Origin of the sequence: Maledivibacter sp. (assembly GCA_025210375.1) — a bacterium.
Lineage (GTDB): Bacteria > Bacillota > Clostridia > Peptostreptococcales > Caminicellaceae > JAOASB01.
Window position 1 is genome coordinate 52,085 of the sequence record JAOASB010000041.1, and the last position, 14,879, is coordinate 66,963.

Here is a 14,879-nt window from a genome sequence, read left to right on the forward strand (position 1 = left end):
TATTGTATAATTATAATAGATTAAACATGTCGAATAATGACACTTATTGTAGTGCTATATATTAGGCTGAAAGAGATTGATATAGGTAACCACCTTTAAATTTTATTTAATTCTATTGTTGGTGACCTTTGAATGATAGTGTTGATAATTGGATAAGGGGGGACATAAGTGAAAAAAGTATTCATTGTAGACGATCATAAAGAAATCACAGATTTGTTACAAAAAGTGCTTTGTAAAGAAAATCTTGAAGCCGTAGGATTTTATAGTGCCGAATCGGTTATACAAGCATTGAAGGAAGACTGTCCGGAAATAGTTCTTTTAGATATTCAGATGCCCGATATGGATGGAGTTGAAGTTCTAAAAATAATAAATGAAAATTATAGTGAAGTTAAGGTCATAATAATGACCGCTTATGCGGAGAAATATAAATCTAAGTTTTTTTTAGAAAATGGTGCCGTAGATTTTATATCAAAGCCCTTTAAACTTAAGGATATAAGAAAAGTAATATGGAATGTTTTACAAAAAGATAATGGATTCAATAAAAGACTTCAGCAGGAAAAAGGCAAAATCATAGGTAAAAGTCCGAAGATAAGAAGCTGTATAGATAAGGCCTTAAAATTTTCTAATAGTGATGCACCTATATTGATTTATGGAGAAAGTGGTACGGGAAAAGAGTTAATAGTAGATTCTATACATTATAACTCCATTAGAAAACATAGTAACCTTGTCAAAATTAATTGTGCAGCTATCCCCGGTGATCTATTGGAAAGTGAGCTTTTTGGCTATGAAAAAGGAGCCTTTACCGGTGCTACCAACACAAAGAAAGGTAAAATTGAAGAAGCAAATGAAGGGACTTTATTCTTAGATGAAGTAAGTGAAATGGATGAAAAATTACAAACCAAATTGCTAAGGGTTCTTGAATACAAAACCTTTGAACGTTTGGGGGGAAATAAACAATCGTTTTCTGATTTTAGACTTATATGTGCCACTAATAGGGACATAATGGAAGCTGTGAATAAGGGCGGCTTTCGTAGGGACTTGTTTTATAGGATAAATACATTCAATATAGACTTGCCTTCCTTAAGGGAGAGAAAAGAAGATATACCTTTACTTGTAAATTATTTCATAGATATATTTAGACGAGACTATGTCACCTGTGTGAAAACCATAGATAAAGAAGCCATAGAAGCACTAAAAAAACATGATTGGCCTGGAAATATAAGAGAATTAAAAAATGTGATGCAAAGGATTATATCAATAGTAAATAAAGAAAATATTACCAAAGAGGATATCGACGCTTATTTATTATTAGCAGAAGACAAGAATAACAGCCCACAAAATATTGACAGCAGCGCCATGATCAGTTTAGAACAATTGGAAAAGCAGCATATAACAAAGGTTTTGAAAGGGGTTAGCGGTAATAAGGACGAGGCCATAGGAATTTTAGAAATAAGTAAGAAAACACTATATAATAAAATCCGAAAATATAATATCAAGATATAAAAATACATAAGGCTTTAGTATAAAAACTTTATAGAGGTGAAATTCCATGTTTCATACATTTTTTGATAATATGATCCTACTTATTGGGGCTTTTTTTATAAGCATTAAATTAGTGAACCGTGTTGATAAAAAAACAAGTGGTTATAGACCTAATATTTGGGCATCTTCTATTCATGCCAGTCTAATATCGGTTTTAATTATGCTCAATTCATATATGCACAAGGGAATGGTTTTTGATATAAGGGGTATACCGGTTTTCCTTGTTTCATATTTATATGGGTGGAAGGCTGGACTTATATCCTGTATTTTGCCTACAATATTTCGCTATTATATAGGAGGTTCAACAATTTGGCAAGGTATAGCTATGGGTATAATAATTCCTGGTATGGTTGGGTTCATATTTTATAAACCTAACAAGAATAATGAGAAATATAGATTGTTCAGTATAAAGAGGATACTTATAGCTTACTTAATATACTGTATAATTCGATTTTTCTTAATGCCATTTATTATACCCGTTTCCTATTCCCTATGGTTAATGCTAAATATAAATATGACAATTGTATCTTTGATTTCATTACTTTGTATTGTGCTGATCATAAATGATTCCAATAAAAATATGCTATTAGGAATAGAGATGGATGAAAAGCAAAAAAAGATTGAGAAACTCAATAGTGAACTTTTTAATTCAAATAATACATTGATATCTCTTTTGGATGTTATGCCCGTGGGGATAATAGTTTGTGATATAAAGGGTAATATTATTTTGACAAATAAAACGTCTACCAATATACTAGGTAAAAATGCAAATAGATTGGGTGGAAGGCTTGCCAATTCCCAGGAAAGGGCATATTTTCTTCACGAGCTAGATGGCACTGAGATTCCTTTAAAGGAATTGCCATATTGGGAGACTATTGAGAAGGGAAGGGTTATAAAGGATATAGAGATGCTTTTGCGAAGGAAAGATAAAAAAGAAAGAATTATCATAGTATCTAGTACTCCTATACATGATGAGAATAATAAAATAACCAATGGGGTAATAGTACTAAACGATATAACCCATCTTAAGATTATTGAAGACACCCTCCGTGATGGTCGGAAAATAAGTGAAGCATTTTTAAATGGGATAACGGAAGTACTGATATTGGTAGATAGAAAAGGAACTATTTTGGAACTGAATGAAACCTGTGCATCAGCGTTTAAATTAAAGATTGAAGAAGCTAAAGGCTTAAATATCTTTGACCTTTTATTACCAGAGCTAAAACAAAAAATGAAAAATTGTATTAATAATTTCATTGAAGGGGGAAAAAAAGTATCCTTTGAAGAAAAACTTAAGGAAAAATATTTTAATATAGTATTATATCCTATACTTGACAACCATCAGCAGATGAAAAAATTTGTTGTATTTGCTAAGGATGTTACCAAGATTAAGGAAGCGGATAAAATAAGAAACCGATTTATAAAAGAACTGGCTAATGAGCAGCAAAAGCTGGAGGACAAAAATCATAAGCTGACCTTGTTATCTAAACAGCATATGGCAACCTTGGAGGTCTTATATAAAAAAAATGAGGAATTAAAGGTAGCTAATAGATCAAAAAATAGCTTTATAGCCAATGTAAGTCATGAACTGAAAACTCCCCTTAATATTACAATGACTTATCTTGAATATTTATTGGAGGAACAGGATGAAGAGCTAAGTGAAGAACAAAAAGAAATGCTCAAGGTAGCCTATAATAATGCAGATAGACTTCAGTATTTAATTAATGACTTACTTGATATTTCCTTAATTGAAGCACAGAAAATCAACTTTGATTTTAAGGAAATTAATTTAACCACTTTTTTAAATACATTGATAACAGATAGAAATCTTACTATAAAAGGCAAAAACATTAATATAAAGTTTTCTATTCCTCAAAAAGATATTTTTATTATAACTGATATGTTTAGACTTAGACAAGTAGTTGACAATATCTTAGATAATGCAATAAAATTCTCCTGTGAAGGAGATATTGAGGTATCACTTAAAGAAAAAACAAATAATATTGATATATATGTAAAGGATAATGGAATTGGCATAGATCAGGATAAAATGGATAGTATATTTAAACCATTTTATCAAGTTGATGATTCTTCTAAAAAGAAATATAAAGGAGTTGGATTAGGACTGTATATTTCACAAAAGATTATAAATGCTTTAGGCGGCGAAATATCAGTGGAAAATAATTCTGAACAGGGATGTTGTTTTAAAGTAAGTCTTCCAATTATAGAGAGTCTAGGGTGAATTAAAGTTTTGACTGAAATATCTCTATAGGGTTTTCATAGTATAACTTAAAGTCTATACTGAAATCCCTATAATTGCTACAACAATTAATAAACCCTATAGCGAAATTTGTAAAAATTACTCGAAGAATGTAATAATTACATTAAAATATTCCCCTTGATATGTTAATTAATATCCGGGGGATATTTTTTTATTGAAATTAACCAGTATATAGGAAGAACATAAAAAAATATTTGATGGCATGAAACTTGCACTTATATATTAAACTATGAAAATTTAGGGAGGAGACCATTATGAAGTTAAGAAGTAAAATACTAATTCCCATTATACTAATTATTATAACATCAATATTAATTTTGGTTGTGGTCAGTTATACAAATATTAGAAAGGATTTAGTATTAGGCATGGTAGAATCACAGCTTTACAGCGAATTGTCTACAGTAACAAATACTGTAAAGGCTAGGGAAAACATGATGGATATAACTAAAAATGCATTGAATGAAAAGAGTATAGCTTTAACAAAATCCATAGCACAATTGATCAAAGAAAATCCTGAGCTTCTCTCTACGGAAAATATGAAAATAATAGCAGATAGGCTGGGAGTGGACGAGATACATATTACCGATGAAAATGGAGTTCTAAGCCACGGAACCATAGAGGATTTTATTGGTTTTGATTTTAAAACAACGGAGCAAACAAAACCATTTATAGAAATACTTAAGAATAAAAACCTCACCTTAGCTCAAGAACCAAGCTTAAGGGGTTCAGATAAAACATTATTCCAATATATAGGAGTATCTAGACTGGATCAAGGGGGAATAATCCAAATAGGGTTACATCCTAAGGCTGTAGAAGATTTATTAAAGGTAATGGATTTACAAGATCTTATTAGTAAAATACAGGTGGGAAAAGAAGGATATGCATATATTGTTAACTTAGATGGAGAAATAATAGCCCATCCCAATAATAAAGAAATAGGAACTAATATCAAAGAATTTGATTGGTCTAAGGATATTTTTGAAAAAGATGATGGTAAAATTAGATATACATATGATAAAATACCTAGACATGTTGCTTTTAAGAATATGGGAGACAAAATAGTTATAATTGTGTTTCCAGAAAGCGAATTCATGGAAGAAGTTAACAAGTTAAAGGGACATATTTTAATTGCCCTATTAGGTATTACACTATCTTTAGTACTAGTGGTGTCATTATTGATAAATAGGTTAGCGGTAAGGCCCATTAATGATTTAGTTAAAGCCATGGATAAGGTTGGACAGGGAGATTTAAGTGTGAAAATCCGTGTGAAATCAAAGGATGAAATAGGTCTGCTGTCGGTTAACTTTAATAAGATGATAGAAAACATGAGGGATATGACTATAAAGATAAAGGATACGGTAAAGGAGCTTGAAGAATCATCGGAAACAATATCCTACTCTACGGAGGAAGTAAGTATTTCCAGTGAAGAAATTTCCCAAACCATTGAAGAAATTGCTTCAGGTGTTAACGATTTATCGGGAGAGACTAGTATAGGTTTAGAAATCACAAATAATTTAGCGGTCAATATAAAAGACATCACAGAGAAACTCAAAATTACAACGGATAATACTAATCATATGAAGGAAAAAAATGAAGTTGGAATTATCTCAATTACAAATCTTGAAAAAAGGTTTGAGGAGAATACAAAGTCGACTATGGAGGTCGCAAAGGAAATAGAGGATTTAGCCGATAAATCCAAGTCAATAGGTATGATAGTAGAGGCAATAAATTCAATAGCTGAACAGACTAATCTATTAGCATTAAATGCCGCAATAGAGGCAGCTAGGGCAGGAGATGCAGGTAAAGGCTTCGCCGTTGTAGCCGATGAAGTAAGAAAACTAGCAAAGGAATCGGCAAAGGCCACTAATGAAATAAAGGGTATAATAGATGAAATAACAATAATTATTGAAAGAACAAATGATAATATGCATGGGGCAAAGCTCATATTAAATAGTGCAAATACATCATTAGAAGAAACTAAAAAGTCCTTTGACGATATAACCGTGTCAATAGATGAGTCTACTAAGCTAGTAGGTTTAGTGAATGAGGATATCGAAGAAATCAATAATATTAAGGATAATAATTTGAAATCCATAGAAAATATATCCGCAGTATCTCAGCAATCAGCAGCATCAGCCCAGGAAATTAGTGCATCTGCTGAGGAACAGACGGCATCGATGGAAGAAATCAGTGCATCGATACAAAACCTAGATAATATGATAAAAGAATTATCGGATGCAATAAAGCTGTATAAAATATAATGACCTTCAAGGTGAGGACATCAAGTACTGCTTAGAGAATATTTATATTTACAAATTCACATAAAATCTATTTTATGGTATAGGTTTTACAAGCTATTAGATTGAAAATCTCCAAAGGTATCGGATATTTAGATACCTATAAATTAAAATTTATCCTATATATAGTATGTAATTGTGCCAAGTCATAATTATGCAGTTTCCTCAAATATAGATAAACAGCATTAAGACTTAAAATATATTTCAAAGAAAATGATAAACCCTTCTACATTTTTTCTTTGAAATATATTAAACCTTGAAGTTGTTTATCTTTAAAAAAGAGTAAATATTTCATATGAGGTGTATTGATGAAGTTTTCACGAAGGATAAAAAAAGTAAGCATAGTAAGTTCTCTAGTATCAATGGTTCTGATTATGATTACAATAGGGATTTTTACATTTAATATATCCTATAAAAGGTTCAATAGTGAAATGGAGGTTTTAAGAGAAGAGTACTATAATGATCAAAAAGAGTTAATGAAAAACGAAATCTATGAAGTATATGATTATATACAATTTGAGAAGTCAAAAATAGAGGATAAGCTAAGGAGAGAAATAAAACATAGAGTCTACGATGCTGAAAGCATTGCCCTTAGTATATATGAAAATAACAGACATAAAACGAATGCAGAAATACAAGGAATGATCAAGGATGTATTAAGTCGTATTAGATTTGATTATGATAATGGATATTATTTTATGAGTAGATTAGATGGCAGCATAATTCTTTTACCAAATATGCCGGATAGAGAGGATACAAGCCTCATAGATATTGAGAATAGCCATATTATGAGGGACATGATTAAAATTGCCAAAACTGAAGGTGAAGGTTACTATCACTATACATGGACTAAGCCAAGGGACGATAAAAAAGAATATAAAAAAATATCTTTTATCAAATATTTTGAGCCCTTGGATATGTATATAGGGACTGGGCTTTATGTAAATGATTTAGAAGAAATCATTAAAAAGGAAGTCCTAGATAGGATATCAGAAATCAAGTATGGAAATGATGGATATATTTTTGTAACCACCTATGATGGCATAGCCTTGGTATTTGCTCAAAAAGAATACCTAGGCAAGGATGTTAGTAAAGTAAGGGACATAAATGACGTCAACATACATGATGAGGAAATTAAGGTAATAGAGGGGAATAAGGAAGGATATATTAATTATTTCTGGTCAAAGCCCAATAGGGAAGGTACATATCCTAAAATAACCTTTGTAAAAGGAATTGATGACTGGAAGTGGATTATAGGCACAGGTGTGTATGTGGATGAAATAGAAAAGACAGTGAAACTGGCTGAAGCCGATTTAAGAAAAGAAATTTTTAAGAATATATTTAAAATATCATATATACTACTATTTATAATGCTTCTTGTTACATTCCTTGAGCTATATTTGCTAAAACGAACGGAACAAACCATAAAGGCCGAAGAACAATTATATGAAATATTAACTAATCTTTCAGAAGACGGTATATTTATTTTAGAACCTAATGGAAGAATAATAGAAGCTAATCATAAAGGTTTAAAAATGATTTCATGTTCTAAGCATGTCATAAAAAAGCTAAACTTCAAGGAGCTATTAAAGGACCAATTATTTAAAGAAAATATTGATGAAATAATTAACATTGAAACATATCTAGTGAATAAATCTAAGGAATTAATACCTATAGATCTTTATATTAAGCGAATAAAGTTGAATAGGGATTATAAGTATATTGCATATGTGAGGGACTTAACCAGAAGAAAAAACTATGAAGAAACATTAAAAGCCCTAGCCATAACAGATGAACTCACGGGTGTTTATAATAGGAGATTCATAATAGATCAATTAAAAACTGAGGTTGAAAGATTGGATAGGGAAAAAAGTATTTTATCTATAGTAATGATCGACATTGATAGATTTAAAAATATCAATGATACATATGGACATATATTCGGAGACAAGGTTTTACAGGAATTTACTAAAATACTTAAGGAGAACTTAAGAAAAACAGATTTTATAGGAAGATATGGAGGGGAGGAATTCTTAATTCTTTTACCCTACACAGATAAAATATCGGCATTTAATACAATCCATAGGATAAAAAATATTTTTACTGGAAATAGATGGGAAAATAAGAATTTAAGGGTGAGTTTCAGTGCGGGAATAACGGAAATAAATAGTGCAAATAGAAATATCAAGGATTTATTAGTAGATGTTGATGAGTTGCTCTATAAAGCCAAGAATAATGGCAGAGATAAAATTGAGATATGATTATTAACACCTTATCCTTGTGATTGATAAATGATATAATAGAAAATATAAATAAAGCATTTTATAGTAATGAAATAATTTATTAAGAGGATATCAATGCTATAGATGAGCTTGGAATCCAAGCTGAAAATATGGTTAAATAAAGGCTTGGTAAGATGATCTATTTCTATCATGAATATGAATTATGAGATCTTTATAGAAGAAAAGGTGATGTAGATGGAACACTTTGGAAGAATACCTCCCCATAATGTTGAGGCAGAGCAATCGGTTTTAGGGGCAATGATTTTAGACAAAGAAGCTATAATCGTTGCAACTGAGCTTTTAAAAAACGATGATTTTTATAAAGAGGCTCACAAGGAAATCTATGAAGCAATGATAGATTTATATAACAAGGATGAACCTGTGGATTTGGTAACCCTATCCGAGGAATTATCAAGTAGGGGTACTCTTGAAGCCCTAGGAGGGGTAACCTATCTGTCGGATTTATCTACCTCTGGAATAATAACCTCCAATGCAAAATACTATGCAAAAATCGTAGCAGAAAAAGCATTGCTTAGACGTTTGATAAAGGCTTCTACGGAAATAGTAGAAAAGGGATATGAAGCTGAAGAGGCTGATATGCTCTTAGACCTTGCGGAAAAAAATATATTTGATATTTCTCAGAATACCAATAAGGAAGGTTTTTCTCCAATTAAGGAAATACTATTGGAAACCTTTGATAAAATAGAACAGTTATATAGTAGTGAAGGAGGTATAACTGGACTTTCTACAGGGTTTTCTGACCTGGATAGAAAGACTTCAGGACTTCAAAAATCAGATCTTGTTTTAATAGCAGGAAGACCGGCTATGGGTAAAACCGCATTCTCAATAAATGTATGCCAAAATGCGGCTGTAAGGTCGGGAGCATCGGTTGCCATATTTAGTCTGGAGATGTCAAAGGATCAGTTGGTACAGCGTATGCTAAGTGCTGAATCCCATATTGAGATTCAGAATATAAAGACTGGTCAGCTTAGTGAGGATGAATGGCCTAAGCTTGCAAATGCCATGGGCCCCCTAGCTCAAGCAAATGTATTTATAGATGATACTCCAGGTATTACTGTAATGGAAATGAGGGCTAAATGCAGAAGACTAAAGATGGAAAAGGGCTTAGACCTGATAATGATCGATTATCTACAGCTTATGGAGTCCCATATTAGATCCGATAGTAGACAGCAGGAGATATCAGCTATTTCAAGGGCTTTGAAAATTATGGCTAGGGAGATGGACTGTCCTGTTATTGCACTATCACAGCTATCCCGGGCTCCAGAGCTTAGGGCAGATCACAGACCCATCCTTTCTGACCTCAGGGAATCCGGTGCCATAGAACAGGATGCGGATATCGTTATGTTTCTATATCGTGACGAATATTATCATCCCGATAGTGAAAAGAAAAATATGGGAGAGCTTATAATAGCTAAGCACCGTAATGGTTCTACGGGAACCGTTGAGCTAGCATGGCTCGGACAATATACCAAGTTTGCAAATCTTGAAAAATTTAGGGAATAAAGGGTAGCAGCCGAAGGGTTAGGGTTTTATGATATAGATTTCCTAAAGCTAAACTTAATTTATACATCTCAAAATATCTGATGTTTCTAGGGATTTTTGATGTGTATAAATTAACTGTTTAACTGGAATATCTATAACCACTGAGATCAACAAAAAGATTATATATTTTAAGAAAAAGCAGTCTTGAAAGACTGTTTTTGTTTATTTTTGATAAAAAAGGGTATTTGTACTATTAGTAAGAATAACCAATTCAGAATAAATAATATTGGTTACATACAGAGATCCCAGTCAAAACTTTAATTTATACATATCAAAACTACCCAGAAACATCGGATATTTTTATATGTATAAATTGAGATTCACTTGGAACTCTCTATATATTAGTACTAGGAGCTGATTAGATGAATTATGTGATTATTGGTAATGGAATGGCAGGATTATCTGCAGCGGAAGAAATAAGAAAAAATGACAATGAAGGAAGGATTATAATAATCGGGGGTGAGGAATATTTAACCTACAATAGAGTTAAGCTTTCCCATTTCATTAGTAAAAAAGAGTATTCCATAAAAGAATTACTTGTACATGATGAAAACTGGTATAAAGAAAGGGCAATTGAAGTATTATTAAATACAAAGGTAATCAATATTGATACTAATAGCAAGGAAGTAATAACTGACACTACAGAAAAAATACAATACGATAAACTTTTAATAGCAAATGGCAGTAGCCCATTTATTCCACCAATCAGTGGGGTCGATAAAAAAGGTGTATTTGCACTAAGAACTATAGAAAATCTAATTGATATACAAAACCGTGCAGAAAAGTGTAGTACTGTTTCTGTTATAGGAGGAGGGCTTCTAGGATTAGAGGCAGCATGGGCATTAAATCAATTAGGGAAAAAAGTAAATATAATAGAATTTTCACCATATTTACTGCCTAGACAGCTTGACGAAGAATTGGGAAATTATTTACAACAACAGCTAGAAAAAGAAGGCTTAAATTTCTATTTTAATGCTGCTGCCCAGGAAATTATAGGAGATGGGATGGTAAGTGGCATTAAGCTAAAGGATGAAAGAATAATTGAAAGCGATTTAGTTCTCATTTCCACTGGGGTTAGATCAAATATAAATATAGCCCAGGGAACAGATATTAAAGTAGATAGGGGAATAGTAGTTGACAAATATATGAAGACCAATGTAGATTCTATATATGCGGCTGGAGATATAGCCCAGTATGATGGTCTAGTTCTTGCATTATGGTCAACTGCCATGGATCAAGGAAAAGTTGCAGGAGCAAATATGTGGGGCGATGAGAGGGAGTATAAGATGCCAAAGCCTGCTGCCACATTACTTATTGGAAATACAAAGATGTTCTCCGTTGGAAATGTGAGCAAAGGGGAAAAAGAAATAAAAATTCAAGGAGATAACCATTTTCATAAATTATTTATAGACGGTGGAAAGTTAATTGGAGGAGTACTTACAGGTGATATAAGGAAAATGGTAGTTTTAAAGAAATCAGTAAATGAAAATGTGGACATAAGTGATGCACTTGATAAATATATTACAGGGGAAGAGATCCTAGATAGTCTTTAGAATGATTTATGTAAGATTTACCCTAAACTCTCTATGGAATGACCCCAATATTAGAACTTATCACTTAGAACTACAAAGACGTGATATACGTCTCAGATTGTTGACAAAGTCAACAAGATGTCAGGCAGTTGAGAAATTTGAAGTTCGAGGCGTGCTGAAACCCAGAGGCCGTAGCGTATACAGACATACGTAAGGGTTCTGGGTTTCAGCAACAACGAAGAAATTCGGATTTGTCAATTGCCTGAGACGTGATATACGTCTTTGTTTTTTGGGGAGTGGGATATATGATTATGGCGGGGAATAGGACTAAAATAAGGAAGCTTATAAGAGAAGATGTGGATAAAATGCTTTTATGGGGAAAGCATGAAGACCCAGTATTTTTACATTATAACTTTCCAAATCTATCGAGTCTGGAAAGAGATTTATGGTATAAAATTAAGGCAAAGGATTTAAGAAAAAGATGCTTTACCATCGAAGATATAGAGGATAATCTTATAGGATATATAGCCATTAGAGATATCAAATTTTTAAAAAGAGAAAGTGAAATGGGTATAGTTTTTGATCCAAACAAATTGAATAAGGGCTATGGAACAGATGCCTTAAGTAATTTTTTAGATATGTATTTCAATGTTTTGAAAATGAAAAGATTGAATCTAAAAGTAGCAAAATTTAATAAAAGAGCCCTTCGCTGTTACGAAAAATGTGGATTTCAAGTATTCAAGGAAGTTTTAGATGAGTTTGAAGAACAGAATATAGGGTTAGTGACAATGAAAAGAATTGTTAAGGACAACAAGGAATTCAGATTAGATGATTGTAAACTAATGACAAAATATTATTATATGTATATAACGAAGAAAAAATACCTTTTCCACAAAGAAAAAGAAAAATTGTTGATAAGTCTGTGAATTGTGTGGATAAGTTATCTGGAAATTGTTGATATCCATATGTCGAAAGGGATATATTAAACCTTGATGTTGTTTATCTTTATAGGGTTTTCATAGTATAACTTAACTTATACGTGGACAAATATGTGATAGTTCTGGGCATTTCGCTGGTTTATTTTTTTCCCATGCCTTATTACCTTATTAGTTTGTATAATGATATAATATATAGTGATACAAAAAACAAGGAGGTAAATCTATGACAAAAATAACTAAAGATATGGTTGTTGCCCAGGTTCTAACAATAAACAGAGGAACAGCTACGGTATTTATGAGGCATGGATTACATTGTCTTGGTTGTGCTGGTGCTACTATGGAAAGCATCGGTGATGCTGCCAGAGTTCATGGTATAGATGCAGATAACCTTGTCGAAGCCTTAAATGAATATCTTGAAAATCAAGGGAAATAAGAAAGAGATGAAAGAGTGGATATAGAGTCCACTCTTTTTTTATAATAATATTTTGATAAGAAATAATAATATTTTGATATTTTCAGAAATAAAAAAATTTATAATATTTTGTAAATATTTAATAGTAACATCATATATAATTGAGGAAATCAAATAATTTTAACTTGGCAGAATTGCATATGGGAATATCATCCCTAATCTGAGTAATTAAGGTATAGCATATTTGGTGGTATAGCTTTGGAGATTTTAAAACTATATGTAATAGGAAGTTTCTATAGATAGTAATTATGCAATTTGCTCAATTTATTAAAAGTAGAGGATAGGAGAGATTACAGTGAAAAGTGATAAAATATTTGGCGGTTCTAAAGGCGCTCCTGCCAGATCATTATTTTATGGTATGGGATACACTAAAGAAGAAGTGGATAAGCCATTAATAGGAATTGTTAATGCACATAATGAAATCATAGCAGGACATATGCATTTAGATAGAATTGCTCAGGCAGCAAAAATGGGAGTAGCAATGGCAGGAGGAACTCCTATAGAGTTCCCTGCTATTGGAATATGTGATGGAATAGCCATGGGACATGATGGTATGAGATACCCATTGGCAAGTAGAGAATTAATTGCAGATTCAGTGGAAGCTATGGCTTTAGCCCACGGATTTGATGGACTGGTACTGATACCAAATTGCGATAAGATTGTTCCAGGCATGTTAATGGCGGCTGCTAGATTAAACATCCCCTGTGTGGTTGTAAGTGGTGGGCCAATGAGGGCTGGACAGCATGGTGGAGAGGATATTGATTTTAGTACTATAATCGAAAAAGTAGGAACATATCAGAAAGGACAAATGTCCGAGGAAGATTTAGAAGAAATTTCTATGAAAGCATGCCCAGGCTGTGGATCATGTTCTGGATTATTTACTGCAAACAGTATGAATTGTTTAACAGAGGTTTTAGGCATGGGATTACCTTACAATGGTACAGCTATGTCCCATTCCGGTGAAAGAATAAGATTAGCAAAATATGCTGGTATGAAGGTAATGCAGTGTATAGAACAAGACATAAAGCCTCTTGATGTATTAACTTTAGATGCTTTCAAAAATGCCATAACTATAGATATGGCTATGGCAGGGTCTACAAATACTGTACTACACCTTCCTGCGATAGCCCACGAAGCAGGTATAGAGCTTAGCCTTGATATGTTCGATGAGATAAGTAAGAAAACACCATATCTTACAAAGCTAAGCCCAAGTGGAAAACACCATATGGAAGACCTTCATTTGGCAGGCGGCATACCAGCTTTGATGAAGGAACTTACTAAAAAGGGACTTATAAAAGAGGATTTGATTACTGTTACGGGCCTTACCGTTGGGGAGAATATAAAAAATGCAAATATAAAAGACAAAGAAATTGTAAAGTCTGTGGAAAAGCCATATAGAGAAACGGGAGGATTAGCAATACTTAGAGGAAATCTTGCTCCCGATGGCTGTGTTGTAAAGGAATCAGCCGTTGCAGATGAGATGCTTAAGCACGAAGGTCCAGCCAAGGTATATGATTCAGAGGAAGCAGCTGTTAATTCTATATTTGAAGGTAAAATAGAAAAAGGAGATGTAGTGGTAATCAGATATGAAGGCCCTAAGGGTGGACCTGGAATGAGAGAGATGTTATCGCCTACATCGGCCATAGCTGGAATGGGACTTGATAAGGATGTTGCATTACTTACCGACGGAAGATTTTCTGGAGCTACTAGAGGTGCAGCCATAGGACATATATCTCCTGAGGCAATGGAGGGAGGCTTAATAGGACTTATAGAAAATGGTGACATTATTGAGATAGATATATCTAATAAGAAGTTAGAGGTAAGATTAAGTGAGGAAGAGATAACTAAGAGAAAACAAAAGTATGTAAAGCCTGAACCAAAGGTTAAAAAGGGCTACTTAGCAAGATATGCTAAATTAGTTACATCAGCCAATACCGGTGCAGTATTAAAATAACATATTATTATTTAGGAG

Annotated in this window: 9 protein-coding genes; all 9 read left to right on the forward strand. The window is 32.6% G+C overall.

Annotation, left to right across the window (positions count from 1 at the left end; genetic code table 11):
* Positions 1 to 168: 168 nt before the first annotated feature.
* The 9 genes from N4A68_14910 to ilvD all read left to right on the forward strand — a co-directional run bounded on the left by N4A68_14910 (position 169) and on the right by ilvD (position 14,861).
* On the forward strand, positions 169 to 1,503 hold the full coding sequence (locus N4A68_14910; GenBank protein ID MCT4565587.1) for a sigma-54 dependent transcriptional regulator: 1,335 nt from the start codon (positions 169 to 171) through the stop codon (positions 1,501 to 1,503).
* 46 nt (positions 1,504 to 1,549) lie between these two features.
* A complete protein-coding gene (locus N4A68_14915) occupies positions 1,550 to 3,784 on the forward strand; it encodes an ATP-binding protein (protein ID MCT4565588.1) in 2,235 nt (744 codons plus the stop codon).
* Between the two features lie 293 nt (positions 3,785 to 4,077).
* Positions 4,078 to 6,084: a methyl-accepting chemotaxis protein gene (locus N4A68_14920; GenBank protein ID MCT4565589.1), complete on the forward strand. Its 2,007-nt coding sequence runs from the start codon at positions 4,078 to 4,080 to the stop codon at positions 6,082 to 6,084.
* 344 nt (positions 6,085 to 6,428) lie between these two features.
* Positions 6,429 to 8,381, forward strand: coding sequence for a cache domain-containing protein (locus N4A68_14925; protein ID MCT4565590.1), 1,953 nt, complete (start codon positions 6,429 to 6,431; stop codon positions 8,379 to 8,381).
* A gap of 216 nt (positions 8,382 to 8,597) precedes the next feature.
* Positions 8,598 to 9,926 (forward strand): replicative DNA helicase, encoded by a 1,329-nt coding sequence (gene dnaB / locus N4A68_14930; protein MCT4565591.1) that lies wholly within the window; start codon positions 8,598 to 8,600, stop codon positions 9,924 to 9,926.
* A 401-nt stretch (positions 9,927 to 10,327) separates the two neighbouring features.
* Positions 10,328 to 11,518, forward strand: coding sequence for an FAD-dependent oxidoreductase (locus N4A68_14935; GenBank protein MCT4565592.1), 1,191 nt, complete (start codon positions 10,328 to 10,330; stop codon positions 11,516 to 11,518).
* A 284-nt stretch (positions 11,519 to 11,802) separates the two neighbouring features.
* Positions 11,803 to 12,423 (forward strand): GNAT family N-acetyltransferase, encoded by a 621-nt coding sequence (locus N4A68_14940; protein ID MCT4565593.1) that lies wholly within the window; start codon positions 11,803 to 11,805, stop codon positions 12,421 to 12,423.
* Positions 12,424 to 12,658: 235 nt separating this feature from the next.
* Positions 12,659 to 12,868, forward strand: a complete 210-nt coding sequence (locus N4A68_14945) for a DUF1858 domain-containing protein (protein ID MCT4565594.1) — start codon at positions 12,659 to 12,661, stop codon at positions 12,866 to 12,868.
* Positions 12,869 to 13,202: 334 nt separating this feature from the next.
* A complete protein-coding gene (ilvD, locus tag N4A68_14950; GenBank protein MCT4565595.1) occupies positions 13,203 to 14,861 on the forward strand; it encodes a dihydroxy-acid dehydratase in 1,659 nt (552 codons plus the stop codon).
* Positions 14,862 to 14,879 lie beyond the last annotated feature (18 nt).

What these genes read in the sequence shown, in the direction of transcription:
- N4A68_14915 (MCT4565588.1), top strand. Translation starts at nt 1,550, where the DNA reads ATGTTTCATACATTTTTTGATAATATGATCCTACTTATTGGGGCTTTT.
- N4A68_14945 (MCT4565594.1), top strand. Translation starts at nt 12,659, where the DNA reads ATGACAAAAATAACTAAAGATATGGTTGTTGCCCAGGTTCTAACAATA.
- dnaB (MCT4565591.1), top strand. Translation starts at nt 8,598, where the DNA reads ATGGAACACTTTGGAAGAATACCTCCCCATAATGTTGAGGCAGAGCAA.
- N4A68_14940 (MCT4565593.1), top strand. Translation starts at nt 11,803, where the DNA reads ATGATTATGGCGGGGAATAGGACTAAAATAAGGAAGCTTATAAGAGAA.
- N4A68_14920 (MCT4565589.1), top strand. Translation starts at nt 4,078, where the DNA reads ATGAAGTTAAGAAGTAAAATACTAATTCCCATTATACTAATTATTATA.
- N4A68_14925 (MCT4565590.1), top strand. Translation starts at nt 6,429, where the DNA reads ATGAAGTTTTCACGAAGGATAAAAAAAGTAAGCATAGTAAGTTCTCTA.
- N4A68_14935 (MCT4565592.1), top strand. Translation starts at nt 10,328, where the DNA reads ATGAATTATGTGATTATTGGTAATGGAATGGCAGGATTATCTGCAGCG.